This window comes from Schaalia radingae, assembly GCF_900106055.1.
GTDB classification, from domain to species: domain Bacteria; phylum Actinomycetota; class Actinomycetes; order Actinomycetales; family Actinomycetaceae; genus Pauljensenia; species Pauljensenia radingae_A.
This window is the reverse complement of record NZ_LT629792.1, coordinates 726,071-751,556: the sequence shown is the minus strand read 5'-3', so window position 1 is coordinate 751,556 and position 25,486 is coordinate 726,071. Positions and strand designations below refer to the sequence as shown.

Below are 25,486 nucleotides of genomic sequence, written 5' to 3'. Positions count from 1 at the left end.
GCCCGAGCTCATACTTTCCGCAGACTACATGCGCTGCATCATCTCCAGCTCACCTGCATCAACCCTCAACTGTCACAGCGCCACTTTCAGCGTCGATGTCGAATTCGGCCAAGTCTCCCCCGGCTTCGTTTTCGAGTTCAACCTCGAAGTAGAACTTGTTGTCGTCATCGTCGTCGAAGTCAGCAGATATGAGGTAGCCATCGGGACGCTCGGCCAGGGCAGCCTTGACCGCATCGGCCAGTGAGATGATTCCAGCATCCGCAACATGCTTGTCGTCTTCATCAAAGTCGTCGTCGATCTCGTTTCGCACGACATTGCCGCTTTGATCAATGACGTAGACACGGCCTTCATTACCCTCAACAACCTTCACTTTCCACTCGGAGCGCTGGTCGTTGGTTTCCAGAGAATAGGCGCGGCCACCGTTCACGCCCTCAGCAGCCGCCACAGCCGCCAGAGCCTGCTCGTTGGATGAAACACCTGATGCCGCAGAGGCCTGATCGTCATCTCCAGATTCGGCGGTGTCATCAGCATCATCATCACGGTCATCGTCCGAGGAAGACTGAGTTGCCTCGCTCGTCGTAGTAGTTGACGTGGGTTCAGATTCAACTGGTGCGGGGTCATTTTGGGAACTGCAGGCTCCGAGAGTGAATGCCAACGCGATCGCAGGGACAAATGCCAGTTTTCGTGTGGTTTTCATGCCTTTACCCTGTCAAGTACTCTCCCACTTTTGCAAGCGATCACGCCAGATTCACGGCGCGCGAAGCATTGCTACCACCCTCAAACGGCGCCAGCGTGCGCAACCCTCGACGTCCGCATGATTATGCATACCTATCAGTAAGTTTCGCTATTTGGATGCCGTTCATCCGACCTTGCGCAAGGTATCCACCATACGAACACTTTTCCACGAGGGCGATTTTTGGCCTACCGTGTTCACATGCATGGTGACAGTCGACTTCTTTGCTGATTCTCGACTGACTGCTTACTCAACGAGGGGGAACGTATGTCTGATTCTGCTGCGACGCCAAAAACTGGCAGCCACGGCACAGCCGATCCACACCTTCGACGCAACCTCAAGGCTCGCCACCTCAACATGATCGCCATCGGAGGCGCAATTGGAACGGGCCTGTTCGTCGCATCAGGTGGCACCATCACCGGCGCAGGGCCAGGTGGCGCACTGCTGGCGTACGGCGCAATCGGCGTCATGGTCTTCTTCCTCATGCAGTCACTGGGCGAGATGGCCACATACTGCCCCTCCTCCGGTGCGTTCGAGGTTTACGCGACGCGCTACGTCTCCAAGTCTTTCGGCTTCGCGCAGGGATGGAACTACTGGTACAACTGGGCGATCACGGTGGCAGCCGAACTCGTTGCCGCCACCATCGTCATGCAGTACTGGTTCCCGCCGGATCAAGTTCCACCGTGGATCTGGTCCGGCGTCTTCCTGCTGATTCTGTTCACCCTCAACGCGTTCAGTGTGCGCGGTTTTGGTGAATCTGAATTCTGGTTCGCCGCCATCAAAGTCGTGACCGTCTTGATCTTCCTGGCGCTGGGTGTGCTGATGATCGTCGGTATCCTGGGAGGCGAATCGCCCGGCCTGACTAACTGGCAGATTGGCGAGGCGCCCTTCGTCAACGGCTTCTGGGGAATCATGGGGGTCTTCATGATCGCCGGATTCTCATTCCAGGGAACAGAAATGATCGGCATCGCAGCCGGCGAGACTGAAGATCCGGAGAAGAACGTTCCCAGGGCTACGCGAGCGGTCTTTTTCCGCATCCTGCTGTTCTATATCGGCGCGATCCTGGTGATTGCCTTCCTCATCCCCTACACCGACCCGTCGCTGCTGCAGGGCGCAAGTGCGGACGATTCCACCGCACAAGGCTTCACCGAGGCCGTCACGAAGTCACCTTTCACGTTGCTCTTTGAGCGAGCCGGCATCGCCGGTGCTGCAGGTGTAATGAATGCGGTCATTTTGACCTCGATTCTGTCTGCAGGAAACTCCGGTGTCTACGTCGCCACTCGCATGCTCTACTCAATGGCGAAGGAGCGTAAGGCGCCTCGTCTGTTTGGTCGTGTCACCTCACACGGTGTTCCCCTGGCAGCTCTGGCCGCTACGTGCCTGATCGGCGCGGCATGTTTCGCCACATCTCGCGTCGGTTCCGGCGTTGTCTACAGCTGGCTGGTGAACGCGTCCGGCCTGGCCGGTTTCATCACATGGATGGGAATCGCATGGTCGCACTTCTGTTTCCGTCGCGCATATAAGGCTCAGGGGAAGGATCCGAAGGATCTGCCCTACCGCGCTCTGCTCTATCCTGCAGGTCCGCTCATTGCGTTGGCGATGTGTGCGATCGTTGTGGTAGGTCAGTCCCTCGACGTGATTGCCGGCGAATTCTCCGTCATCAAGTTCATCGGTATCTATATCGGGCTGTTCTTCTTCCTCGCCATTTGGGGCGGACATAAACTGGTGACGCGCTCGCGCGCAGTTGACCCGATGAATGCCGACCTGTCGCGGACAGCGCAGTAGTTCCGCCGTTCCCTGTCGTAACGGAATCGGCCTCGCGTTCGACGCGAGGCCGATTCCTTATGCGCTGTTCTGTGTGCTCTGTTAGACGCCCCACCCTTTTGAGATTGATTTTCACTATGTTAGTGTTGTGCGTATTGATAATCATTCTTGACAGGAGGTCCAATGCGCTTCTTACGCACGCTTGCTCGGCGCCGCAGCGCCAAAGCCCTTGCGGCAGCAGCACTGCTCAGTGTGGTCGCCTCACTCAGCAACGCCATGCCGTCCCCGGCATCCGACACACTCACCCTTGATCACGGTCACGTCGATATGTTTCACCTGAGTACCACCTCCTCAGGTGGAATCGACCTCGACGTGAAAGAAGACGTTACGGGCACAGACGTCCGTCACGCCCCTGAAGATGTCACATTCGTCGTCAAGGAAGCTGCAAAAACAGCGATTCCATCCGATGCAGGTGTGCCCGGTGCACCAGAGGCGTACGTGCTTCCGCAAAAGCAGGATTTCAACCTGCTGTGGCCGGGATGGGACATTTTGGCGTTGGGAGATTCCTACACGGGCGCGAACTTCGACATTTCGTATTCAGGTCCCCAGGGAGGTCACATCGCAGCGTGGATGACACCAGCCTTCGGTGCGCCTCAGTCAGTACTGACCGACAAGTCCCTCGCTTTGGATCCTGCCGGCTCCACTATCGAGCAGCCTTATCTGGCGCATGCGCACGTCAACTGGCTGTTTACACATGCCGGCACCTACACGCTCAAGGTCACCGCGCGGGCCACGCGCACCGATGGCACCCAGGTTCACAGCACCCCACATACGTACACGATCGTCGTAGGACATGCACAGCCTGCCTCAGATTCACAGGGCACTGACGAACCTGGCTCGAAGCCGGGCGAGGGCGAGGCAGCCACGACACCGACATCCCCTGAAGGGGACGAAAGCACCTCCCCGGCAGGTGACGACGCGCAGGCAGGTGACGGCACGCAGTCAGGCGACGGCACGCAGTCAGGCGACGGCACGCAGTCAGGTGACGGCACGCAGTCAGGTGACGGCACGCAGTCAGGCGACGGCACGCAAACGGAAAGCAGTTCACAGACGGGAACTGGCTCACAGGCACAGCCTGACTCGCCAGCCGCCGTCTCGAAACCGCACGCAGACTCACCAGCACACAATGGCTCAGCAGCACAACCAGCCGCGAAAGCAGAACCAGAGAAGTGCATTGCCACCGAAATCACCCGCCCCGCCACCGAAGCGGAGATTGCGCAGGCACAATCTGCTCCCCACGGTGATTCCACAGTCGCCACAACAACCCTGCACTTTTCGGTAGGCCCCAACGCTTCAGGAGATGCGACCGATGGACACTTCGACCTCGGCGTCGGCATCTCGAACGGGCGTGCCGTGGCACTGCTCAAAGACGATCGCGCTCAGCCCGCATCGTGGGTCAATCCGTCAAGCCTGACGTTTGCCGTGGGAGGCGCCGCATATCTCAAAGCACCCTCAGCATTGTCATTCCTCACCACCGCAGGAAAGCCCGTGTGGATGATCGGCTCCACACAGCAACGCGGTGTGCCGTGGCTCGGCATGAACTCACAGCGCCCCGAACTGTCAGGCGCCACAACCGGTCAGGTGCGATGGGCACTCGAGGATGTGCAAGGTCCTGGCCGTCTGGGCGTCTTCTTCTCCGGAGGACTTGGCGGCGGAGTAGGCGAAAAAATCTTCACCGCTCCCGGTGATTCCTTCACACTGCCAGCCAACACTCACGCGCATCCGAACTGGGTCTTCACAGCTCCTGGCCATTACTCCGTGACCATCAGCCAGACACTCACCCCCACCAATGCCGCAGCTTTCGCAGCCTCAGGCGTCCATGTGGATGAGAACGGCCAGCACGTCGTCACAGAAGTCGTGGGCCGCACCCCCTCCGGAAAAGCATGTGAGTTGCCGGAAAACGCCACCAGTCTAGCGTCAACCGGCGCCAACAGCTTTCTGGTTCTTGCCGGCCTTGTGCTCATCGCGGGCCTGGCTGGTCTGGGCATGCACCACGCTGCTCGTCGCACACGCTGCGATCGCTAGATGCCGCTGATCGCCATGTTCCACACATTACGACGAGGGTGGCCAGCCCACCTGCATGCTGCAGCACACACCTTTCGCATCACAGGGCGCGCACTGCTGACACGCACGGTAGTCACCCTCGTCACTGTGGCATCTGTCGCCACGATAAGCGCGTGCAGCGGCATCGGACGCGCGCAAGCAGGTGCCGATCAAACCGGCGCGCTCAAAGTCGTGACAACCACAGGAATCCTGGCTGACCTGGTGCGTCAGGTCGGCGGTGAGCGCGTGTCGGTTAATGCACTGGTGCCCGATGGGGCAGATCCGCATACCTATGAGCCCTCACTGCGCGACATCCGCGACGTCGCCTACGCTGACGTGGCATTTTCGAATTACCTGCTGCTCGAAGAACATGCCATAATCCGCGCGCTCGACGCCAACCTGCCCTCCCAGGCACGCTCGGTGTCCATCGCGGAAGTTGCCGCGGCATACGGTGCGAAAGTACGCCCGCTGGTCGAAGATCGCGCACTGGATACGGTGTGGCTCGGCATGCGGGTAAGCGGCAGCGGGGAGAAATACGGAGCGGATCGAGCATCGGAAATATCCCTGTATTGCACCGGCGCAGACCTACCCGAAGGATCGGTGGCGAGCGCGTGGCTGACCACCACGTTCGGTGCGCCCAGCATCGCCTTTACTGCGGGCGGGCAGACAGAGACTTCACAGACACATGCATGCTCAAATGATCAGATGCGCCTCCCCGCCCAGGCGCACCAGCACATGAGCTGGGGTTTCACAAAGCCAGGGATCTACCGCCTCACGCTGGGAGCGACCATCCGCCCCGGGCGCGGCCTGCCTGACAGCAACCTGCGCAGTGGGACGCTGGTCGTGGCTGTGGGCATTGACCCCGGTGAAATCGCCGCGCGCGAAAGGCGCACCGTCGTCGATTCTGGCCATGCGGATGTGACCGTGGATCTGGAACACGGTGACGTGACCCTCATGGCTGATTCACACGCGGGCGGGGATTCAAGCCTGGAGCGGATCAACCTGGATCGCGCCGTCCTGTCAGTGCCGGCTTCCACTTTGACCTCAATTCCGGCAGATGGCTTCCGATTCCTCGGCCATCCAGGCGACCCGATCTACCTGCTGCCGCAGGCAGTCCTCGGCAAGCATGTGCACGGCGAGATCGACCCGCACCTGTGGCACGACGTATCGAATGCGCGCGCATACGTGCAGGTCATTCGCGACGAACTGATGCGCGCTGATCCCGAAGGGGCCGCAACCTACCAGCGCCGCAGCGCCGCCTACCTCAACGAGCTGGCTGACCTGGACACCTATATGGCCCAGACGATTGAGCAGATCCCGCCCGAACGACGCCACCTGGTCACCACTACTGATGCGTTCGCTTATCTTGCCGACGCGTACGGGTTGGACGTGGCGGGCTTCCTGGCTCCCAATCCGGCCACAGAGCCATCCCTCGCTGACCGCCAAGCACTCCAGGCAGCGCTCAGTGACCTGAAGATTCCCGCCGTTTTCCTGGAGCCGAACCTGGCCCGAGGGCGCTCACCGCTGCGCACGATTGCAGAGGAATCAGGCGTGAAAGTCTGCCCTCTGTACGGCGACACGCTGGATTCACGCGCCCCGACCTACATCGACATGATGCGCGCGAATGCAGATTCGCTGCGCGAGTGCCTCTGCCCTGCTGATTCAACGAAAGAGTAACCGTGACACAATCCCTGATTTCACGCCTGACCAGTGCCGCCCTGGGGGCCCTCGCCGCCACTGCCTGCCTGGCCCTGCCCGCCTTGTCTGCGCCGATGGACGAGGCTGACCCTGCCCTGGATCAGACGGTTAAGGCAGATGAACCCGTTTCCACTGATCCGACCGTGATTTCGCGCGGACACGTTGACATCGGTCCGCGCGTCATCGACGGCACGTGGCAGATCCTGGCGCGCGATGATTCGGCTGCCACACCACTGTGGCGCACCCTGGATTCGGTTGCCATCCACGTGAGCGATGAGTCCATGATGGATGTGCCGGATACAGACGATTACGCCTTCCTAGAAGGCGCGCAGGGTAAGCGCGCCTGGGTGATCCCGCAAACTCAGCAGGTCGATGTGCCCTGGGTCGGGTGGAACACGCAGGATTCGGCGGCACTGAAGCGCATGGGAACGGGCGCCACGATGACGGTTGAACGTGTCGAGGGGCCGGGCCGCATGTGGCTGTTCCTGCAGGACGGTACGTTCGGAGCGCCGCGGGTGCTGGCGGATTCGGGGGCGAACGGCGCTGACGGATCAGCGGGCAGCACACCTGCCGGTGAGGTATGGATGGAAGCCAATACTCATGTCCATGCCAACTGGGTATTTTCTGAGCCGGGCGTGTACCTGGTTCATCTGCGTGTGGCAGCTGACGACGGTGCAGGAAACGCGTCGTCTGACGCGACGGCTCAGGCTGTCATGCGTGTCGCTGTTGGAAGTCAGACTGATCCGCACGACGCCCTCAGTGCTGTGCCCTCAACTGCAGATCCTGCCGTTTCTCAGAATGCTTCCGACCAGTCTGGAGCAGGCGAACAAGCTGGCGACAATTCTGCATCCACTGCCGAATCGACACCGCCCGGTGTTTCCTCACAGGACCAGTCGGCTCTGAAGGGGCCGCGGGACGTGTCTGATTCGAATACGTCCGTTCCCCTGTGGATCGCCATCATTGCAGCCGTCGTGCTGATGGGTGCGGGCGTGGCGTGGCTTGTGAGCAGGGCGCACAGGAAGCAGCGCGCAGGCTCATCCCTCGTCAATCCGCAGGATTCAGAAAGGACCACTCGATAGGCATGACTCTCACGGTACCAACTGCTGCGGCGGACAGGTCACCGGCAGGCGATGCGCTGAGCGTGTCGGGCCTGAATGTGTCACTGGCGGGCCGTTCGGTTCTGCACAATGTCTGCTTCACTGTTCCTCCCGGCTGCCTGATCGGTCTCATCGGCCCGAACGGTGCCGGCAAGACCACACTGATGCGCGCGCTGCTCGGATTGGTGCCGATCAGCTCCGGCAGCGTTCAAGCCGGAGGGACGCATCTGAGTGCGCCGATGATCGGGTACGTTCCTCAACGCCATGAATTCGCGTGGGAGTACCCCATCAGCGTGCGCCAATGTGTCGATATGGCTGCGCGCCTCCACCCCGGCGAGGGATCGCGCACGCTCCGCATGATGCGGCGTTTCGATTCCATCGCACGCCGCGAGCGCCATGAGCGCGTCTCGCGCGCCCTGGATCGAGTCGAGCTGTCGGATCTGGCTTCCCGTCCAATCGGACAGTTGTCAGGCGGGCAGCGCCAGCGCGTCCTGGTTGCCCGGGCGCTCGCCGGTAATCCGCAGTTACTGTTCCTCGATGAGCCGTTCACGGGGTTGGACATGCCCACCCAGGAACTCCTGACTGATCTGTTTCAGCGGCTGACCGGCGAAGGCTGCACCATCATGATGAGTACGCATGACATTGCTTCCGCGCTCCATACGTGCGATCAGCTGCTGCTGCTCAATCGCACGGTGATTGCGCACGGCACTGCCGCTGAGCTTGCTGATCCGACGTTGTGGGTGCAGGCCTTCCACATTCGCTCCGACAACCCGCTGCTGCGCCTGTTGCCGACAGAACGACTGGAGGACGCATGCTGACGCTCAGCGAGTTTTGGCAGGATCTGCACAATCCCCTGTTGGCTTTCCTGCCTCGGGCGCTTCTGATCTGTGTGTGCTGCGCCGTAGTCTGCGGTGTTGTCGGGTCCTACGTTGTGCTGCGAGGGATGGCGTTCATGGGTGATGCAGTTGCCCACTCTGTGTTCCCCGGCCTTGCCATCGCGTTCGTCCTTCAGGGATCTCTGGTACTGGGAGGTGCGATCGCCGGCATCGTCACAGCGGTGCTGGTCGCTCTGTTGTCAGGCAATCGGCGTTTGAAGGAAGATTCTGTCATCGGAGTACTGTTTGCCGGTGCGTTCGCTCTGGGTTTGCTCATCATGTCGAGGGCGCCTGGCTACGCCGGTTCGCTCCAGCAGTTCCTATTCGGTTCCATCACCGGCATACCTGCATCCGATGTTCCCGTTGTTCTGGGTGTGAGCGCTGGGATCATGGTTGTGGTTGCGCTGATGCATCAGCGTTTCCTGGCGGTTGGGCTGGATCGGGAAAGTGCTCGCGCAGCCGGAGTGCAGACGCTGGCTGTGGACGTCTTGCTGGCTGTAGTGATTTCGCTGACGGTTGTCATTTCGGTGCAGACGATCGGAAATGTTCTGGTGCTGGCATTGCTAGTGACGCCGGCAGCCACCGCACGTCTGCTCACTGATCGCCTGGGCGTGATGATGCTTCTTGGCCCTGCCATCGGGGCGCTGTGTTCGCTGATCGGCGTGTATCTGTCGTGGAGCAGTGATCTGCCGACGGGGGCGACGATTGTTGTCACGCTGACAGTTGTTTTTGTCGTGGCGTGGGTTCTTGCTCCGCGACATGGACTGACAGGCCGCCACAGGCCACGCCGCGTAACCGCATCACCTGCCGCCGCCTAAGCGCCCGCGCCAACAAGGCTTCACGGCTTCGAGACTGCTAGGCGCCGCTGAGACCGCACTCGGCACGCGAGTGCGTAAGGGTTAGTCAGACTGCCCGCGTTCCAGTTCACGCAAGGTGTCAGCCAGGGGGAACCCTTCGTCGGGTTCAAAGCAGAAAGTGGCACTGCCATTGGGGTCTACGCCAATGCTCGTGGTAGGTTCCACTCTGATCAGGGTAAAAGTCCCCACGGATTCCAGAGTTGCCGAATCTCCAGCCAGTAGCACTACCTGAATACCGCCCTGCGCGCTTCCGGCATTCAGATATGTCTGCATAAAGTGATCCTGTACCTGCGGCGCAGTGATCGTCGCGGTGTAATTGCCGGCGTTGTCCAGCCACAGCGGCGCATTCTCGCCGATCGTCAGTTCGATTCCGTTGTCACACACTATAGTCTTGCTCCCGTTTTGTCCGTGATTTCCACCGGTGATTGGCTCTGAGTCTGATTGCGACTGTTGATGGGGGCTCTCGCTTTGTCCTGTTTCTCCATCAGAGCACCCGGCAAGGGCACCCATCGCGACTACGAAAGCGCATGCCAGGAGGGCCTGTCTCGTGCCCCCATGTCTACTTCGCATATCCATCTCCAACCGCGATTGAGCCGTAATACTTTCCGAAGTCTTCCCAGGAAATGGTGATTTCACCGGTGGGGGTTGTTCCTCCACCTTCCAGATAGTTGTGGCCCCATGGATTCACAATCGTGACCGTATCCGCTGTCGCGCTCTTGACCTGATAGGCGTGCTGTCCCACAAGTTCGACGTTGATGTCCCGTCCGCTGGAGTCTGTGGCATGGACCACGGCGGTATTCCTGTCCGGATGGAATTGTCCGCTTGTCGTTGCTGTCTCGGCAGTAACAGGCTTGTCAGCTTCAAGCGCATCTCTGACTTCCATCTGATCCCAGGGCTTATATCCTTCTTTGAAGAACAGGAAGCCGTTCGACTTATCGATGACGTGATAGTCCCCGCCGGACAGTTCCTTCGTGGCAGGGCCAGGCCATCCACCGGTGATGCCGCCATTGTTGCCAGGCATCGTTCCGCCCTGATGCATTTGCCCATAGGCCGACTCAAACAGCGAATACACATTCGCTTTCCCGTCTTTTCCACGGGCTCCACTCGCATATACGTCATCAACGAATTCAGTTCGTTTCCGACTTTCGTCAGGATGAAGCGGATCATCATAGATCGTCACAAAATAGCCGTCGAGTTTTCCATTTTCATCGTAATGGGGCTTGATCATGTTCCGAAGGTGCTCACGCCCTTCTGTCGAGTCATTAAGAGCTATTAATGCCGACAGGAAATAGCAGTCTCCGATTCCCCTCTGGTTCATTTCAAGGGAACCCATATCATCGAGCTGTCTGAGAATATCCTCGAGCTCTTCGTCCGATAATGCGGTGCGATCACTGATATAACTGCCTGATTCGTCTCTGTTGACCGGCTCCAGATGCAGTGCTTCACGCACCAGTGCTGCACATTCAGCACCAAGAGCCTGCGCCTGATCCAGCAATGAACGATATGCCGACAGCAGCCCGTTCCCCTGACGCGCAACAGCTACGATCGTTGGCAGTTTCGCCAGGGGCGGAGCTGCATCAATTTGCGCATCGATTGTGAGCGCCTGGTGATGGAGTTCGTCGGCTTTTCGTTGAAGCGCTGAAACCGAGGCTCCATATCCTACGAGGGCATCGCCTGCCTGGCCGATTCCGTCCACCACATGCAACGCCTGTTTTCGAATCTCTTGATGCGCGCTGTCGAACGATTCGCGCGCTTCCCCTTCCCATGCACGTATTCGGCCAGGAATTCCTTCCAGTTCCTGAGTATTCGTTTCCATCACTTGTGCGGTGGTTTCCACACCTGAGGCTGTTGCGTTAATGGCGGCGGCATCTCCCGGAATATCACCGATAAGAAGAGAAAAGAGCGGCATGGCGATCACGACCTGAATTTGTGTTGACGTTCTGGGTCATATCTGAAACTCCGGGCCCATTGCCCGTCCGTTTGCTCACTTTGCTTCCTGGCAGTCGCAACGGCCTCAGATGTCTTGTTACACCATTGCCCGACTTCCCCAACACGTGTCTGTGCGGCTTGGGAAAATGCTTCGTATGCATCGCTCAGCTCCGGCTGACCAAGCACCCCGACCCCAGGGTGAGCTGGCGTCTTGACAGTGGAGAACGCCGAAAACAGCTGGTTCAGATCGTTCGACAGCTGTTTCATTTCTTCAGGGGACATTGAAAAAGTCATCGTCGATCCTGTCCGGTTGCACTGGCTCTACCGTCACGACACTGAGGTGGATCATGTCTCACATCACACTATCATACAGACTCTAGACAATACAAGTGTTTTCGGTGAAAACAACCGGCACACCTGTCGCTTCAGCTATCTCATTCAATACACAGATGACCCTCATCTGGACTGCTCTAACACACAGAGCATTCCAATGACTCGACTGGCTGCAACAAAGTCGGCGTATGATCAGTTCACACGTTGTACCCCAAGGATGCGAAACCACCATGGATGTCTTTACTCAAGCAATCACTCCCAGTGCCACAATTACCGGCTATTCTCTGTCCGCAAGCGAGGAGCTGTCCACAGGTCTTCGCCCTGCAGTCCTGATTTTCCCTGGCGGCGGTTACCAGTTCTGCTCGGACCGGGAAGCAGAGCCAGTAGCGCTCGCCTACGCAGCTGAAGGATTCAACGCATTCGTCGCCCGCTACGCAGTGGGTCAGGACGCACCGTGGGAGCAGTCTTTTAACGATGGGCAGGAATGCATGCAATGGGTGCGTCGACACGCACGCAAGTACGGCAGCGACCCTCATCAGATAGCTGCAGTTGGCTTTTCGGCGGGTGGCCACCTGGCGGCATCCATCGCAACGACGCGTGGTGACCGGCCGGACGCCCTCGTCCTTGGTTACCCCGTCACGCGAGCCGAGTTCGGCCCTTTGATGGGTAAGGAGATCCTCGATGTGGTCGATTCAGTTGACGAATCCACTCCTCCCACATTCGTGTTCACCACTCAAAGCGACGGCCTGGTTCCCGCTTCCAATACGACTGATCTGGTCAGCGCGCTGATGGCGCACAACGTGCCCGTGGAGGCGCACATGTACCTTCTGGGTGCTCACGGCCTCAGCCTGGCGAAGGCTCACACGGCTAACGGGCAAGCGGGAAGCACAGATCAGGCGGTTGCGCAGTGGTTCCAAGCTTCCGTTACATTCCTGCGGCGCATTTTCTCCCCCTTCCCGCTCGAGGGTGCTGCGATGACGTGGAAGTCCTATACAGATACGCGCCGAGTGGGGATCGACATGCGAGTCGATCGCCTCCTGGCAGTTCCTCAGGCACGCGCGATCCTGCAGAAACTGGCACCTGAGCTTTTGGCATTCGTGGAAGCACATCCGGCGTCAGCGCACATGTCTGCACGCATCCTGTTCGAACAGGCACCCGACCTTTTTCCTGAGGACACGATCCGTCAGGTCGAAAACGAGCTCACCGCTTGCAACAGGTGAAGACTCCGCGTATTCAAGCGAAAACCCCGCAACCTCAAGGCTACGGGGCTTCCCTGGGGGTGGCTGACGGGGCTCGAACCCGCGACGTCCTGGACCACAACCAGGTGCTCTACCAGCTGAACTACAGCCACCATTGCCGCACCGACCGGTGCAACGAATGCTAACTCTATCAGAGTTCACGCCGGACCTGAAAATTCTCACGCCGCCTCCGACGGTGGCATCGAACACGTCCCGCGTTCACCGCTGCACGCTCCATCGTTCGCAACATCACCGTAAACAATTCGGAACATGTTAGTGAAAGTTCTGCATCAATTCTGCAGCATCGATCCTGATCGCCGCACTTCCACCTCAGCACCCATGTTTTGCCTAGTATCATGCGAAAAAGACCGCTTCTTAAGCATATGTAAAGGAGACGAGCGATGTCGTTCCCACGTCGCGCACGATCAGGTCACCGGAACGCAGGAATCATCACCCTCAGCGCATTGTTATCGCTTGGCCTTCTGGTCGGGTGTTCCAGCGGAGGCGGTGCTACTAAGAGTGATGACAATGCCAGTGGCGGTGGCACAGCATCTGCCGATGGTGAGATCCCCACCTATGACCCGATTGCTATCGTCGCTGAAGAAGGATCTTGGGTTGACCCCGCTTACATCAACGGTTTCGAGGAAATAGAGTTCAACAAGAACGACGCCACCACCTTGCAAGCGGTGGCAGCTGACTCCTCTTATTACGTTGCCTGGAATGCCGACGATCACCTTGCAGCCCAAGGCATCAGCATTCCGGATGGACAAGTCATGTGGAGCGACACTGAAGACTACATGCAGTGCGCAGAGACCCCGAACCATTCCGTCAACGGCAGCACCATCTGCTTTTATAGCTCTGACGGCAGAGTGTCTGATGATGGTTACGCGGAGCTTTTCGACGGTGAGACAGGCAAGCGGACACCACTGCTCGAAATCAAAGGCGGTGTCATTAGGAGCATCAAGCCATTCGGCATACGTGACAACGTGGTGTATGCTGCCCTCGACGTCAATTTCACGGGCGACATGATCGCGGCAGTGGCACTGGACGGCAGCGGCACCAAGTGGTCCGTCGACGCTCACGGAGCCGACTGCACAATTGCTGAAGAGGTTCTGGTGTGCGATAACGGCGAAAAGCAGATCACGGCATACGACCTCGAAACAGGCGAACCCACAATGGACCCCGTGGGCGGCAAAGAAAGCTGGGTTCAGACGTTCAGCGACGGATACATCGTCTACGACTCCTCAGCAGATGACGAGGAAGCCGAACATACAATTTACGCCTACGACGGCACAGAAAAGGGTACCTTCAAGGGATTCAGTGAAGAGCTTGCCGATAGCGTGGTCAGTCATTCTCTGGTTCCGTCCTCGGCGATGTTTGCCCATCGGGAAGATGGCCCTGCCAGCGTCGACGCCAAGGGAAACGTCGTGACGATCAGGCACGACCGCGATAGCCTGTTCGCCACCACTGGCTTTAACTTCGACGATATGGGCGAAGTCAAAGCCGTGGCAGCCGACGGAAGATTCGTTGTGATGAGAACTGATGACGGGTACTTCATCGTCACCCCCGACGGAAAGACTCAGCACGAAATTCCCGGGGAAGATTTCAGGGTCTTTGATGGGCACATCGTCATCGACGAACCCGGTCCTGAGGCTCGCCTGCTGGTCCCCAATAAATAGGCCAAAGCGGGTTGCTTAGCCCCACCCCCACTGGTCGAGCTCTTCGTCGTCAACACCGAAATAGTGAGCGACCTCGTGGATGACCGTTGTTCGTACCTCGTCCTCGACTTCTTCGAGCGTGTCGCACACGGCCAGGGTGGGGCGACGAAATATGAAGATACGATCCGGCAGCATCCCGGCGTAGTCGCTGCGCTCAGTCAGAGGCACGCCATCATACAAACCCAACAGGTGCAGTGAATCTTCGGGTGGGTCGTCCTCGACAATGAATGCAACATTGTCGATTGCTCGCCACAGTCTTTCGGGGATCTCATCGACTGCACGCGCCACCATCTGTTCAAACTCATCAAAGCTGACGTCAACGCTCACGCCGGCCGCCCTCACAGGATCTTGCGAGCGCACCTGCCCGCAGCACCACAATGCTCACCAAAACGCGCGCATCGCAATAGCGTCAGCAAAGTTGTTCATGGCGGCAGGTGACGAGGCAAGATACAGGTCCGCATCCACCAGTGACACTTCCATCACCCTGAACGAGCCCTGCCCGTCGGGGACAAGATCAACCCGGTTATACAGGAACAGCTCGTCGCGGCCCATCCGATCACGCACATAGGAATGCAGGATGGAGCGGATCAACTCGCCCCACTGCCACTGCTCGGCACTCGCGTCACGCGCCTCGACCACTGATTCACGGAACACAGGTGCCGACATGGTGTCCGGGGACAGCATTGCGGTTTTTTCAACCGAGTGCGAAACCAGGCCGTTGAAGAACAGAAGCGAGATCTCACCGTGAATATCGATGTCCTCCAGGTAGCGCTGCACCATGACCGAACGGCCCTCCGACAGCATCGTCATCGCGTGCATGATCGCGGCCTGACGCTGCTTCGTGTCGTTGGCGGAGTACCGACCCACATCGCGCACACCCGAGGACACAGCCGGCTTCACGACGAAGTCACCCGAGGCGGGAAAACGTGCATGCACCTGATGCTTCGACAGGTTCTGTTCCGGCTCCAACCACATCGTGGGAATCACCGGAAGGCCACGCTTCTCCAACTCAATCATGTAGTGCTTATCCGAGTTCCACTCCAGCACATCGGGGTGGTTGAGTAAACGTGGAACCGAGCGGCTCCACTGGATGAAGGCATCACGGTCAGTGGCGTAGTCCGACACTGAGCGGACGACGCTGACACCGGCATCATCCCAGTTTACGTTCGGGTCGTTCCACACTGCAATGTGCGGATCGGTACCTCGCTCGACCAGTGCATCAAGAAGTCCGACATCATTGGTGTACAGGTCAGGCATTTCCGCTGACGTTACGAGCGTTACCTTCGGTTTCGACATGACTCCACATTACCCCGATCGGATCTCAGCGAAGCCCAAGCGGGCGTGCAAGTGCTTCGCGCAGCAAAGTATCGAGCAGCTGACCGTAATCCACTCCGGAGCTCTCCCACATGCGCGGGTACAGCGAAATGGGAGTGAACCCCGGCATGGTGTTGATTTCGTTCACGGTAATGGCGCCGGTTGAGTCGTTGAAGAAGAAGTCAACGCGTGAGAGTCCTTCACCACCCACCGCGGCAAACGCCTGGATCGCAACATCACGGATCCGGTCGGCGTCTGCCTTCTTTAAATCTGCAGGACACTTGAGCGTGGCAGCTTCCGCGTCCACGTACTTGGAGTTGAAATCGTAAAACTCGCCGTCAGGCACGATAATCTCACCCAGAACTGCGGCACGAGCCGGAGCCCGCTCCCCTGTCTCAGCGCGGGTGGCCAAGACGGCGCATTCAACTTCGCGCCCCTGCAACATTGATTCGACGATGACGCGCGGATCGTGTGCGTGTGCTTCTTCGATCGCCTGGTCCAGCTGCTCCCACTGGTCCACACGCGTGATACCGATGGAGGATCCAGCGCGACATGGCTTGACAAACAGAGGCAATCCGAGGGCACGGATCCGCTCGTGCGCATCGTCCTTGTGATGCGACCACTGCTCAGCCGTCACCAACTCCCAGCGCCCTACGTCTACGCCAGCCTGGCTGAGCACTGTCTTAGTCAGGTGCTTATCCATGCACACCGCAGAAGCTGCCACACCGCATCCCACGTAGCGCACGCCAACCATCTCCAGGAGCCCCTGGATTGTGCCGTCCTCACCGTAGGGGCCATGCAGCAGCGGGAACACAACGTCGATTGCTCCCAGATCGCGTGCCGTCCGCAGGCCCTGGCCACCCTCGTCACTGTCTGACAGTTCAAAGAGGTGTCCGTGCGGCCCCCACACCACGTGTGCGCCCGTCGCGGTGACTTCGTGCCCATGCCCGTCGTGGAATTCAAGGTCATCAGGGTTGTCACTGACGCGCACCCACTGGCCATCCTTCGTAATGCCCACCGGCACAATGTCCCACACGTCGCGGTCGATCGCTGAAAGGATCCCTGCGGCAGTGGCGCACGAAATCTCGTGTTCGCTTGATTGTCCTCCAAAAACCATGAGGACACGGGGTCGGGCTTGAGTCATCATGGCGTTAAGCCTACCGCCGTCCGCCGCGTTTATTGACGAGGGCGCCCCCTGATGCCTCGGTTCACAGCAGTTCGATGCGCCACCCGTCCATCTTCTGAGGGCGCGACATGAGCATCTGACCCATGTGCTCAATGGAGTCACCGTCATGGACCACGCGCACCACGCTCTCCGTGATCGGCATATCCACATCGTGAGCGCGAGCCAGCTGCAGGATCGGAAGTGCGGAGCGCACACCTTCCACCACACCGGGAGACAGTTCGAGCGCTTCGTCCAGGGAAGCTCCGCGGCCCATGCGCACACCCAGCGAGTAGTTACGCGACAGTTTCGATGAGCAGGTCGCCACAAGGTCACCGATACCGGCAAGACCGGCGAAGGTGTCGGCACTGGCTCCCAGTGTCGTACCCAGACGGGTCATTTCAGCAAGGCCGCGGGTGATCAGTGTGGCACGCGTGTTGATTCCCAGGCCCATTCCCTCGGCGGCTCCAATGGCAACGGCGATGACGTTCTTGACAGCACCGGCGATTTCGCATCCAAGTACGTCGCCGCTCACGTAGGGGCGGAATGTTGACGTGTGGCAGGTGCGTGCGATCATCGTGGCGCGCTCGATGTCCTCACATGCCACGACCGTTGCCGTCGGCTGACGGTCGGCAATTTCGCGCGACAGGTTCGGACCGGACATGACGGCCACGCTGGTCGGTGCGAAGCCGGTTGCCTCGCAGATCACTGAATGGACTGTGTGCAGCGTGTCCAGTTCAAGACCCTTGGCCAGGGACAGCAATGTGGCATCGGGGTCCAGTGCGGGTGTGGCCTGTTCCAAAGTGGCGCGCACCGCCCCCACGGGCACGGCGATGCATAACAGGTTCGAGTCCTGAATGCACTGCCGGATGTCGGTCGTCGCGTTAATCGCATCGGACAGTGTGACACCAGGCAGGTAGGTTGAGTTTTCATGAGAGTTGATGAAGTCGACGACGCCCTCGTTCCTACCCCACATCGACACGGTGAGGCCGGCCTGGCTCAGGATGTGCGCGAAGGTTGTTCCCCATGCTCCGGTGCCCAGCACGCTGGCGTGGGTGAAGCGCTGTTCAGATGCGCCTGCCCGTTCCTCGGAGCTGTCCGCCGGAGGCGTGTGGGAGTGAGCGTCGTAGCCGGTCGTTGCGTGAGATGTCATACATCAACTCTACTGCGCGGGCACTCAGATCGCGGTTGAGCCACAAGTACGAAAAATGGGAGATAAGCTTTTGGGTACTGCCACATGCGCACGAGTGCGCATAAGCGACGCCCTGTAAGGAGATTGTGATCATGGTGCTGCCCGGACCGCACGACGAGGGATCAAAACGTGACAGTGCTTTTCTGCCTGCTGTCGCAGCAGGGATTGCCGCAGCCAGCCTCCTTGTCGCCGGTTGTTCATCAACTCCTGACGAGGGTGCCTCTGCATCCGGTGCCAGCGAGCATTCTCAGCAAAGCACACCCGACACGCCGCAGACACCGGATGAATCGGATGTTTCCGACTCCGGCAGCGACACGGATTCATCCGCGACACCCAATGAGCCGGAAGCGAACCTCTCAGACGAAAAAGATGCAACGTTGCCAGTGAACGTCGATCAATGGATTGACGGTCCCACTCATCAGGAATCCGCTCCTGTTGAAGGCAGCCAGCTCATCTTCCATGACATGCGAGTGGGAGAACATGAGAACTTCTACCGTTTCGTCATCGAATTTTCAGGTGAGGGCCTACCTGGCTGGTACGTTGACCGTGCGGCTCAGCCTCTTGAGCAAGGACGCGGATTGCCGCTGAAGATCCGCGGCGCAACCTTCCTGGATGTGGGCATCGAGGGCACTGCCATGCCGCTGGAGGAAGAAGATCAGAACGTGTATTACTCGGGGCCTCCTCTGCTCAATATCGGGCCGCTGTCGATCATTGAGGACGGCACATTTGAAGGGCGCACGCATGTTGTGATCGGTATGGATCAACAGCGCGTCTATCAGATTGGAATTCTTGAAGACCCGATGCGCGTGGTGATCGACATACGCAAATGAGCCGCCTCGTCGCTCAGGTGGTCAGCGGGCAGCGGGCGGAAGAGTCATCCTCGTCGATATGAGTACACGGGGCGCAGGCGCCGCATTGCAATGAAATCAGCGTCCCTGGACGCCCCTGCGCCAGTGCCCGAACCGTCCCAGCGTCTTCTTGGCTGGCCCCTGCATCTTGTCAGGATCCCACGGCTGTTCAGGAGCCTTCTCTCCGCGCAATTCCTCTACGCCACGAGTGATGGCCTTCTGGATGCGCTCAGTCGCTTCCACCACCGCTTCGCGGTCCTGCGATCCCTGATCGGAATACAGATCGGAAAGGTCGACCGGTTCCATGATTATCATGCGCACTTTGCGCCCGGGACGAATGTCCAGCGCCTTCGAGTAACGCTCCAGGATCGCCTGTGGCCCCCACTGTGCAATCGGGATGACCGGGCAGCGAGTATCCAGGGCAAGGCGAGCAGCACCCGTCTTGCCACGCATCGGCCAGTACTGCGGGTCACGTGTAAGAGTGCCTTCAATATAGATGCCAACGCACTGACCCGCGTCGAGCGCCTTACGGGCCCCTGCCAGCGAGTCCACAGAATGCGAGGAATTACGCAGCACCGGCACCATGCCAAGTTTCTTCATAACAGCGCCCAGCACCGGCACCTTGAACAGCTCGTTCTTGGCCATGAAGCGGGTTGGAATTCCCAGCTCACCCAGGACAAACGCCACGCACACCGGGTCGGTGTTCGAAATATGGTTCGGGGTCACCAGGAAGCCGCCTGATTCGGGCAGATTTTCTTCCCCCGTGACGTCAAAGTTGATCCACGTGTGCATGATCGGTGAAACCGCCGCCACCGCATTCTTGTACAGGCCTTGAATTCTGCTCACAGTTCACCAGCTTAATCACAGGGGTCGGTCAATAAGGCGTCTTCAATCCGAGCTGTCGGTGCCGCTTGGTTCTTGGGCACTGCCGAGGAGTCGCTTCAGTCGTCAACGTACTGGACGCGGGCGTCCAGCTGGCGCAGTTTGGTCAGGAAATGCTCATATCCGCGCGAGATCACGTCGATGCCGGCCACGTGGGACGTTCCCGTCGCAGCCAATGCTGCGATGAGGTGGGAGAAACCGCCACGCAGGTCAGGTACGGTGATGTCAGCTGCCTGCAGCGGCGTCGGTCCCGAAATCACTGCGGAATGGTAGAAGTTACGCTGACCAAAACGGCAGGGAGTCCCACCCAGGCACTCTCGATACACCTGAATATTCGCCTTCATCTGGCGCAGCGCCTGAGTGAACCCGAAGCGGTTTTCGTACACCGTCTCATGGACGATGGACAGCCCGTCGGCCTGCGTCAGGGCGACAACCAGTGGCTGTTGCCAGTCCGTCATGAACCCGGGATGGACAGCCGTTTCCAGCGCGATCGAATGCAGAGAACCACCAGGATGATAGAAGCGGATACCCTCCTTCTCGATGTCGAAGGCGCCGCCGACCTTCCTGAAGGTGTTGAGGAATGTGAGCATGTCGGGTTGGCGCGCACCCTGGACGTACACATCGCCGCCGGTTGCCAGTGCTGCCGCGCCCCACGATGCTGCTTCAATGCGGTCGGGCAGCGAGGTGTGCCGATATCCAACCAGTTCCTTGACACCTTCAATACGGATGGAACGGTCGGTATCCGGTGAGATGATCGCGCCCATTTTCTGCAGCACGTTGATCAGATCCATGATTTCCGGTTCAACGGCCGCGCCGCGCAGGATCGTGACGCCTTCAGCACGAACCGCGGTCAGCAGTGTCTGCTCGGTGGCTCCCACTGATGGGAACGGCAGGTCCACGACTGTTCCGCGCAGCCCTTCGGCTGGCCGTGACATATGGATGCCGTCGGATCGTTTGTCGACAATCGCACCGAACTGGCGCAGGATCTGCAGGTGAAAATCGATGGGGCGTCCCCCAATGTTGCATCCTCCCAGCTGTGGGATGAACGCTTCACCCATGCGGTGCAGCAGCGGGCCGCAAAACAGGATCGGGATGCGTGAGGATCCGCCCAGAGCATCGATGTCAGAGCGTTGAGCCACTTCAACGTTCGAGGGGTCAATTCTCATGACGCCGCGGTCCTGGTCGAAGTCGACGTGCGCGCCATGCAGGCGCATAAGATTCGACACCACATCCACGTCACGGATCAGCGGAACGTTGTACAGCTCAGAGGGCGTGGTCGCAAGGAGGGCTGCAACCATGGCCTTAGGAACAAAGTTCTTTGCCCCTCGCACGGTAATGCTGCCCGTGAGCGGGTGTCCCCCTTCAACTTCAAGTATCGACGTCATCTGAAGCTCCTCGTGGAAGAATCCGTATTGTCTCACTCTATGACAGTCGAGTGCGCAACGGAGTCTCAGGGAGCGCACTGCTAGGAATCTCTCACTGCTCCTGCTCGTCGCTGGGGCGAGCCGACACGACTGTTTCCTTCGGCAGGGTCCGCACCGGCAGGGTGCGCGGCTTGAAAGAGGGGCGGCGCGCCTCGTACGCTTTGATGGCATCTTCGTTGCGCAACGTCAATGAAATGTCGTCCAGGCCTTCTTGCAGACGCCACGCCGTGTAATCGTCGATGTCGAACGTGCAGGTGAACGAGCCGCATGTCACGGTGCGGTTCTCCAGTGACACGGTCATCATGACGCCTGGTTCGTTGCGTAGAAGCTTCCACAGTTGCTGGCAGTCGCCTTCGCTGATCTGCCCGGCCAGCAATCCCTGTTTGCCCGCGTTTCCTCTGAAGATGTCCGCGAACGAGGGGGCCAGAACGACTCGGAACCCGTAATCTTTGAGCGCCCACACCGCATGCTCACGCGAAGAGCCGGTGCCAAAATCAGGGCCTGCCACCAGGATCGTCCCGTGTTCGTAGGCCGGGTTGTTCAACACGAAGTTCGGGTCTGAGCGCCACGCTGAGAACAATGCGTCCTCGAAGCCCGTGCGGGCAACGCGCTTGAGGTAGACGGCCGGAATAATCTGGTCGGTGTCAACATTCGATCGTTCGAGCGGCACGCCCACGCCACTGACGGTGGTGAATTTTTCCATCTCACTCTTCTTCCACAAGTGTTTTTCTACGATTGCTGGTCCGGTACGTAGGCTGCCATCTGCCCGGGGCTCGTGCGCTGCGCGTAAGGGCGGTGCGCGCGTCGTTCCGGTCAGGCCTGCGGTTCCAGATCGTCCGGGCTGGACAGTGTTCCGCGCACGGCAGTCGCCGCTGCCACCAGTGGCGAGACGAGGTGGGTGCGTCCACCTTTGCCCTGGCGTCCTTCAAAATTGCGGTTCGATGTGGAGGCGGAGCGTTCACCAACCGACAGTTGATCGGGATTCATCCCCAGGCACATCGAGCATCCGGCGTTTCGCCACTCGGCTCCAAAGTCCTTGAAGATCTTGTCCAGGCCTTCATCTTCAGCCTGCAGTCGCACGCGCGCTGATCCTGGGACGACGAGCATTCGCAGGCCGTCAGCTTTGTGGCGCCCGTTGATAATCTTCGCCGCAGCCCGTAGGTCTTCAATACGTCCGTTGGTGCATGATCCCAGGAAAACAGTGTCGATGGGGATCTGCCGCATTGGTGTTCCTGCACGCAGATCCATGTATTCGAGGGCTCGTTCAGCTGCATGCCGCCTGGCTGCGTCACCCATGTTCTCCGGATCGGGCACGCTTGCTGACAGCGGGACGCCCTGACCGGGGTTCGTTCCCCATGTGACGAATGGTTCGATCTCTTCAGCTTCCAGCACCACTTCGGCGTCAAATACTGCGTCGTCATCTGAATACAGTGTGGACCAATATTCCACAGCCTCGTCCCATTGCTCACCCTCGGGCGCGTGGGGGCGACCCTTCAGATAGTCGAATGTGGTCTGGTCGGGAGCAATCATTCCGGCGCGCGCACCGGCCTCAATGGACATGTTGCATATGGTCATGCGGCCTTCCATTGACAGTGCGCGAATGGCTTCGCCTCGGTATTCGAGGACGTATCCCTGCCCGCCACCTGTGCCGATCTTCGCGATGATCGCGAGGATAATGTCCTTGGCTGTCACACTCGGTGACAGCGTGCCGTTGATCGTGATCGCCATTGTCTTGAAAGGGGCCAGCGGTAGTGTCTGGGTAGCCAGGACATGCTCGACTTCAGAGGTTCCGATGCCAAATGCGAGGGCGCCGAATGCACCGTGTGTGGACGTGTGCGAATCGCCGCACACGATTGTCATACCCGGTTGAGTCAGACCCAGCTGCGGGCCGACCACGTGCACGATTCCCTGGTCCGAATCTCCCAGTGAATGCAGGCGAATGCCGAATTCTTCGGCGTTGGCTCGCAGCGTGTTGATCTGAGTGCGCGAGGTAAGGTCTGCGATCGGCAGGTCAATGTTGACTGTCGGAGTGTTGTGGTCCTCTGTCGCGATGGTCAATTCAGGGTGGCGAACCTTGCGCCCGGCCAGGCGCAGCCCTTCGAATGCCTGAGGGCTGGTGACTTCGTGGCACAGCTGCAGGTCGATGTAAAGAAGGTCCGGGGCACCGTTCTCGCCTTTCGTCACAACATGGTCTGCCCACACTTTTTCAGCCAATGTGCCGCTCATGATTCCTCCTTCACGCGTGTCATCACCGTCAGTTCCCTCTGATTCAGCGAATTTTCAGCACCGCCGTCGAACTGGGTGCATAAATACGTCGACAGTGTCTATGGTTAGACACAACACGTGTCTGCAGATTTTGAATCTCAGGACTTGAGATGAGAGGATCACTATATGGACGACGCATCTTCATCAGGCGTCGGGGTTCTCGACAAGGCGACGCTGGTTCTTGACACACTCGAGGCAGGCCCTGCCACTCTTGCCCATCTCGTCGCCGCCACTGGCCTGGCGCGGCCCACTGCCCACCGCCTGGCTGTAGCTCTCGAATTTCACCGTATCGTGGCCCGCGACATGCAGGGTCGATTCGTCCTGGGGCCGCGCCTGAAAGAACTGGCCTCACAAGCGGGCGAGGATCGTCTGCTGTCAGCCGCTATGCCCGTTTTGATTGCACTGCGCGATCACACCAAAGAATCCACGCAGCTGTATCGCCGCCAGGGCGAATCACGCGTGTGTGTGGCAGCGAGCGAACCGCCGATGGGTCTGCGCGATTCCATTCCTGTCGGCGCAACACTGTCCATGAAAGCCGGATCCGCCGCCCACGTTCTGTTGGCCTGGGAAGAGCCGGACCGCATGCACCGCGGCCTGTACAACGCCTCCTTCAGCGCGACGATGCTGGCACAGGTGCGTCGCCGCGGGTGGGCACAATCTGTAGGTGAGCGCGAAGCCGGCGTCGCGTCGGTGTCCGCTCCGGTGCGTGGACCATCTGGGCGCGTGCTCGCCGCGATCTCCGTGTCCGGCCCGATTGAACGCATGGGACGCCAGCCTGGTCGTCAGCACGGTCCGTCAGTGGTTGCTGCTGCCAACCGCCTGTCCGAGTACCTGCGTTCAGTTGAGGAAATGGAACTGTAGGGCGCTGTGAAAGTCGCCCTCGTTTCTGACTGCTACCCACCGCGACTGGGCGGGATCGAAACGCAGGTGGCGGGCTTGGCTCGAGCGCTCACTGCTGCCGGGCACGACGTCACCGTCATCACTGCCACACCACTTGGATCTGAACGCGGCGATCACACGTCAGTTGAGGACGGGGTACGCGTTCGCCGCCTCACGATGCGCCTACCGTGGGACATTCCCATTAACCCATTGGCGAGGGCGACTCTCACGCGCGCTCTTCCTACTTTCGACGTGGTACACATCCACACCGGCGTGGTTTCGCCTTTCGCGCGGATGGCAACGAATATCTGCGCGCGCCATGAGATCGCCTGCGTGGTGACGTGGCACTGCATGCTTGACGATCAGCGCCTGTGGTACGGGTGGGCGAATCCGCTGGATGACTGGCAGCGTGCCGGCATTGTTCTGAGCGCCGTGTCGAGCAGCGCAGCTCGGGCCGTTGAACGCTGCGCGCGCGGGCCTGTATCGGTGCGGGTTCTGCCGAATTTCATCGACACTGACCCGTGGAACAGTACACGCGAATTCCAGGCATCGCGAACCTCCCCATCCGCTCCTCTGCGCGCAGTCACAGCCACGCGGTTGGCACCACGCAAACGCATCACGCAGCTGGTCGAATGCGTGCGGGCTGCTCGCAGTCGTGGAGCTGACATTGAGCTGAACGTGTATGGTGACGGGCCGATGCGCTCATCCCTGGAACGATGCACGGTAGGTTCCGGTTTTATTCACTGGTGCGGACGCAAAACCGCTCACGAGCTGGCCGATGCGTACCGCGAGGCTGACGTGTTCGTCTCCCCTGTTATCCACGAAGCGTTTGGCATTGCGGCGTTGGAAGCTCACGCCAGCGGCCTGCCGGTTATTTACCGCAGCGGAAACGGAATCGCTGACTTTTGCACCGACGGTGTGGATGGCGTGATGGCTGGGAGCGATGGTGATATCGCACGCGCACTGTTCGACCTGGCAGTCCAGCCACACAAGTTGGCTGGACTGCAGCATGCAGCTGCATCTCAGCCGACGCAGCTGACATGGGACAAGGGGGCCGACACCGTCGCCGCCCTGTACGAGGATGCTTTCTCAATACGCATCAAAACGCATTGCCCACACGTTCCTTAACTTTCCTCCGCTTTCCTCTGCCAGCAGTTTTTACAAAACCGGGGACC

General features: G+C 59.4%; 22 protein-coding genes and 1 tRNA gene. 11 read left to right on the top strand and 12 right to left on the bottom strand.

Translation table 11 applies throughout. From position 1 onward, the window contains the following. Positions 1-58: 58 nt before the first annotated feature. Entirely contained in the window at positions 59-697 is a 639-nt protein-coding gene (locus BLT69_RS03245) for a PepSY domain-containing protein (protein WP_058236346.1), read from the bottom strand. Between the two features lie 303 nt (positions 698-1,000). Between BLT69_RS03245 and BLT69_RS03240 the strand changes: the two genes are divergently transcribed. The 6 genes from BLT69_RS03240 to BLT69_RS03215 all read left to right on the top strand — a co-directional run bounded on the left by BLT69_RS03240 (position 1,001) and on the right by BLT69_RS03215 (position 9,088). Then, entirely contained in the window at positions 1,001-2,518 is a 1,518-nt protein-coding gene (locus BLT69_RS03240) for an amino acid permease (protein WP_058236345.1), read from the top strand. Between the two features lie 162 nt (positions 2,519-2,680). Further along, the gene (locus BLT69_RS03235) at positions 2,681-4,582 is read left to right on the top strand and encodes a TIGR03773 family transporter-associated surface protein (protein WP_092648393.1); all 1,902 of its coding nucleotides are present in this window, start codon (positions 2,681-2,683) and stop codon (positions 4,580-4,582) included. After that, entirely contained in the window at positions 4,583-6,277 is a 1,695-nt protein-coding gene (locus BLT69_RS03230) for an anchored repeat ABC transporter, substrate-binding protein (RefSeq protein ID WP_257525411.1), read from the top strand. Positions 6,278-6,279: 2 nt separating this feature from the next. After that, complete coding sequence (locus BLT69_RS03225; protein WP_092648392.1) at positions 6,280-7,377, top strand: choice-of-anchor M domain-containing protein; 1,098 nt, start codon at positions 6,280-6,282, stop codon at positions 7,375-7,377. Positions 7,378-7,379: 2 nt separating this feature from the next. Further along, positions 7,380-8,213: an anchored repeat-type ABC transporter ATP-binding subunit gene (locus tag BLT69_RS03220; RefSeq protein ID WP_092648391.1), complete on the top strand. Its 834-nt coding sequence runs from the start codon at positions 7,380-7,382 to the stop codon at positions 8,211-8,213. Beyond that, positions 8,207-9,088, top strand: coding sequence for an anchored repeat-type ABC transporter permease subunit (locus tag BLT69_RS03215; RefSeq protein ID WP_070727062.1), 882 nt, complete (start codon positions 8,207-8,209; stop codon positions 9,086-9,088). The genes BLT69_RS03220 and BLT69_RS03215 overlap by 7 nt, the downstream gene beginning before the upstream one ends. Positions 9,089-9,169: 81 nt before the next feature. Here the strand turns inward: BLT69_RS03215 and BLT69_RS03210 are convergent, their stop codons facing one another. Then, a complete protein-coding gene (locus tag BLT69_RS03210) occupies positions 9,170-9,511 on the bottom strand; it encodes a hypothetical protein (protein ID WP_058236340.1) in 342 nt (113 codons plus the stop codon). Positions 9,512-9,686: 175 nt separating this feature from the next. Further along, a complete protein-coding gene (locus BLT69_RS03205) occupies positions 9,687-11,045 on the bottom strand; it encodes a hypothetical protein (protein ID WP_092648390.1) in 1,359 nt (452 codons plus the stop codon). A 574-nt stretch (positions 11,046-11,619) separates the two neighbouring features. Between BLT69_RS03205 and BLT69_RS03195 the strand changes: the two genes are divergently transcribed. Continuing rightward, complete coding sequence (locus BLT69_RS03195) at positions 11,620-12,609, top strand: alpha/beta hydrolase (RefSeq protein ID WP_162272390.1); 990 nt, start codon at positions 11,620-11,622, stop codon at positions 12,607-12,609. A gap of 58 nt (positions 12,610-12,667) precedes the next feature. Here the strand turns inward: BLT69_RS03195 and BLT69_RS03190 are convergent. Then, positions 12,668-12,740 (bottom strand) — tRNA-His (locus BLT69_RS03190). A 288-nt stretch (positions 12,741-13,028) separates the two neighbouring features. Between BLT69_RS03190 and BLT69_RS03185 the strand changes: the two genes are divergently transcribed. After that, positions 13,029-14,306, top strand: a complete 1,278-nt coding sequence (locus BLT69_RS03185; protein WP_092648387.1) for a hypothetical protein — start codon at positions 13,029-13,031, stop codon at positions 14,304-14,306. Positions 14,307-14,321: 15 nt separating this feature from the next. Here BLT69_RS03185 and BLT69_RS03180 read toward each other — a convergent pair whose 3' ends face one another. The 4 genes from BLT69_RS03180 to BLT69_RS03165 all read right to left on the bottom strand — a co-directional run bounded on the left by BLT69_RS03180 (position 14,322) and on the right by BLT69_RS03165 (position 17,974). Further along, positions 14,322-14,672 carry a metallopeptidase family protein gene (locus BLT69_RS03180; protein ID WP_227469349.1) on the bottom strand — a complete coding sequence of 117 codons (351 nt, stop codon included), beginning with the start codon at positions 14,670-14,672 and terminating at the stop codon, positions 14,322-14,324. Positions 14,673-14,726: 54 nt separating this feature from the next. Beyond that, positions 14,727-15,641: an ATP-grasp domain-containing protein gene (locus BLT69_RS03175; RefSeq protein ID WP_058236335.1), complete on the bottom strand. Its 915-nt coding sequence runs from the start codon at positions 15,639-15,641 to the stop codon at positions 14,727-14,729. A gap of 25 nt (positions 15,642-15,666) precedes the next feature. After that, the gene (locus BLT69_RS03170) at positions 15,667-16,806 is read right to left on the bottom strand and encodes a D-alanine--D-alanine ligase family protein (protein ID WP_058236334.1); all 1,140 of its coding nucleotides are present in this window, start codon (positions 16,804-16,806) and stop codon (positions 15,667-15,669) included. 61 nt (positions 16,807-16,867) lie between these two features. Further along, positions 16,868-17,974, bottom strand: a complete 1,107-nt coding sequence (locus BLT69_RS03165) for an NAD(P)H-dependent glycerol-3-phosphate dehydrogenase (protein ID WP_092648386.1) — start codon at positions 17,972-17,974, stop codon at positions 16,868-16,870. A 131-nt stretch (positions 17,975-18,105) separates the two neighbouring features. Between BLT69_RS03165 and BLT69_RS03160 the strand changes: the two genes are divergently transcribed. Next, the gene (locus tag BLT69_RS03160; protein ID WP_092648385.1) at positions 18,106-18,843 is read left to right on the top strand and encodes an AMIN-like domain-containing (lipo)protein; all 738 of its coding nucleotides are present in this window, start codon (positions 18,106-18,108) and stop codon (positions 18,841-18,843) included. A 96-nt stretch (positions 18,844-18,939) separates the two neighbouring features. Here the strand turns inward: BLT69_RS03160 and BLT69_RS03155 are convergent, their stop codons facing one another. The 4 genes from BLT69_RS03155 to leuC all read right to left on the bottom strand — a co-directional run bounded on the left by BLT69_RS03155 (position 18,940) and on the right by leuC (position 23,393). After that, positions 18,940-19,707, bottom strand: coding sequence for a lysophospholipid acyltransferase family protein (locus tag BLT69_RS03155; protein ID WP_092648384.1), 768 nt, complete (start codon positions 19,705-19,707; stop codon positions 18,940-18,942). 95 nt (positions 19,708-19,802) lie between these two features. Next, positions 19,803-21,128, bottom strand: a complete 1,326-nt coding sequence (murA, locus tag BLT69_RS03150) for a UDP-N-acetylglucosamine 1-carboxyvinyltransferase (RefSeq protein WP_092648383.1) — start codon at positions 21,126-21,128, stop codon at positions 19,803-19,805. A gap of 91 nt (positions 21,129-21,219) precedes the next feature. Further along, positions 21,220-21,870 (bottom strand): 3-isopropylmalate dehydratase small subunit, encoded by a 651-nt coding sequence (gene leuD, locus BLT69_RS03145; RefSeq protein WP_070727043.1) that lies wholly within the window; start codon positions 21,868-21,870, stop codon positions 21,220-21,222. 110 nt (positions 21,871-21,980) lie between these two features. After that, entirely contained in the window at positions 21,981-23,393 is a 1,413-nt protein-coding gene (gene leuC / locus BLT69_RS03140; protein ID WP_070727041.1) for a 3-isopropylmalate dehydratase large subunit, read from the bottom strand. 165 nt (positions 23,394-23,558) lie between these two features. Here leuC and BLT69_RS03135 point away from each other — a divergent pair, with 165 nt between their 5' ends. Both BLT69_RS03135 and BLT69_RS03130 read left to right on the top strand, forming a co-directional pair. Then, on the top strand, positions 23,559-24,293 hold the full coding sequence (locus tag BLT69_RS03135) for an IclR family transcriptional regulator (protein ID WP_058236328.1): 735 nt from the start codon (positions 23,559-23,561) through the stop codon (positions 24,291-24,293). Positions 24,294-24,299: 6 nt separating this feature from the next. Then, complete coding sequence (locus BLT69_RS03130) at positions 24,300-25,439, top strand: glycosyltransferase family 4 protein (RefSeq protein WP_092648382.1); 1,140 nt, start codon at positions 24,300-24,302, stop codon at positions 25,437-25,439. The last annotated feature ends 47 nt before the right edge of the window (positions 25,440-25,486 follow it).

Excerpts from the sequence above, each read along its gene's own strand:
- BLT69_RS03245 (WP_058236346.1), bottom strand. The coding sequence starts at position 697 with ATGAAAACCACACGAAAACTGGCATTTGTCCCTGCGATCGCGTTGGCA.
- BLT69_RS03240 (WP_058236345.1), top strand. The coding sequence starts at position 1,001 with ATGTCTGATTCTGCTGCGACGCCAAAAACTGGCAGCCACGGCACAGCC.
- BLT69_RS03235 (WP_092648393.1), top strand. The coding sequence starts at position 2,681 with ATGCGCTTCTTACGCACGCTTGCTCGGCGCCGCAGCGCCAAAGCCCTT.
- BLT69_RS03230 (WP_257525411.1), top strand. The coding sequence starts at position 4,583 with ATGCCGCTGATCGCCATGTTCCACACATTACGACGAGGGTGGCCAGCC.
- BLT69_RS03220 (WP_092648391.1), top strand. The coding sequence starts at position 7,380 with ATGACTCTCACGGTACCAACTGCTGCGGCGGACAGGTCACCGGCAGGC.
- BLT69_RS03215 (WP_070727062.1), top strand. The coding sequence starts at position 8,207 with ATGCTGACGCTCAGCGAGTTTTGGCAGGATCTGCACAATCCCCTGTTG.
- BLT69_RS03195 (WP_162272390.1), top strand. The coding sequence starts at position 11,620 with ATGGATGTCTTTACTCAAGCAATCACTCCCAGTGCCACAATTACCGGC.
- BLT69_RS03185 (WP_092648387.1), top strand. The coding sequence starts at position 13,029 with ATGTCGTTCCCACGTCGCGCACGATCAGGTCACCGGAACGCAGGAATC.
- BLT69_RS03175 (WP_058236335.1), bottom strand. The coding sequence starts at position 15,641 with ATGTCGAAACCGAAGGTAACGCTCGTAACGTCAGCGGAAATGCCTGAC.
- BLT69_RS03170 (WP_058236334.1), bottom strand. The coding sequence starts at position 16,806 with ATGATGACTCAAGCCCGACCCCGTGTCCTCATGGTTTTTGGAGGACAA.
- BLT69_RS03165 (WP_092648386.1), bottom strand. The coding sequence starts at position 17,974 with ATGACATCTCACGCAACGACCGGCTACGACGCTCACTCCCACACGCCT.
- BLT69_RS03160 (WP_092648385.1), top strand. The coding sequence starts at position 18,106 with ATGGTGCTGCCCGGACCGCACGACGAGGGATCAAAACGTGACAGTGCT.
- murA (WP_092648383.1), bottom strand. The coding sequence starts at position 21,128 with ATGACGTCGATACTTGAAGTTGAAGGGGGACACCCGCTCACGGGCAGC.
- leuD (WP_070727043.1), bottom strand. The coding sequence starts at position 21,870 with ATGGAAAAATTCACCACCGTCAGTGGCGTGGGCGTGCCGCTCGAACGA.
- leuC (WP_070727041.1), bottom strand. The coding sequence starts at position 23,393 with ATGAGCGGCACATTGGCTGAAAAAGTGTGGGCAGACCATGTTGTGACG.
- BLT69_RS03135 (WP_058236328.1), top strand. The coding sequence starts at position 23,559 with ATGGACGACGCATCTTCATCAGGCGTCGGGGTTCTCGACAAGGCGACG.